Source organism: Streptomyces marokkonensis, from assembly GCF_039539045.1.
Taxonomy (GTDB): domain Bacteria; phylum Actinomycetota; class Actinomycetes; order Streptomycetales; family Streptomycetaceae; genus Streptomyces; species Streptomyces marokkonensis.
Map to the genome: position 1 here is coordinate 1 of NZ_BAABCQ010000408.1, position 762 is coordinate 762.

At 61.5% G+C, this 762-nt stretch carries 1 protein-coding gene; it reads right to left on the bottom strand.

The window, feature by feature from the left end:
- On the bottom strand, positions 1–421 hold a 421-nt coding region (locus ABEA26_RS36145; protein ID WP_345598329.1), incomplete at its 3' end, for a glycosyltransferase family 2 protein.
- Positions 422–762 lie beyond the last annotated feature (341 nt).

Genomic DNA, 762 nt, shown 5'->3' on the forward strand with positions numbered 1-762 from the left:
CGCTTTCCTGGACGCGGTTGTTCCAGTAAGTGCGGACGTGATTGAGTAGCAGGATATCCGGATCGCCGGTCTCCTGGAGACGGTCCGCCATGGCTTGCAGCGCGCCCTCGGCGAGAGTGTCGTCGCTGTCCAGGAAAAGGATGTACTCGCCGCGGGCCTTCAGTGCGCCGGTGTCCCGCGCCTTTCCTATTCCTTGGTTCTCGGTGAGGTGTACGGGTACGACACGGTCGTCCGCAGCTGAGTATTCATCGAGAATTCGACCGCAGGCGTCGGGTGAGAAGTCATTGATGGCGATGACTTCGAAATTGTCGAACGACTGCGAGAGGATGGAATCCAAGCATGCGCGAAGGTATCCCTGGACCTTGTAAACGGGTACGACGACGCTGATCTTCGGCGAAGTGTTTCCATTCGCAAAGGACATGCTTGGGGCTCCTGGACTATCGATCAGACTCAATCGCGTCCCGTGGCGGTGACCAGAACGGGACATGAGAGGCACAAGGAGTGCAGGTTAACGGCTGGATCAGAGTACTGTACGCCCTCTGATCGACGGTTCGGCCGCACGAGGTGCTGTGCGGGCACGATCCCCGAGCGGACCGCAAATCCGCAGACCAGCAGGTGTGAGTGGCGGGCCGCCGACGGCCCTGCCGCAGGCGGGTGTGACCTTTCGCTCGGTGGGCAACCTTTTCCGTCAGTAATTGGTCGCCGGGACCTGGGCGCTGTCCCGCGCTGCCCGTGCCGGCCCTGGGCCCACACGTGAAAAGC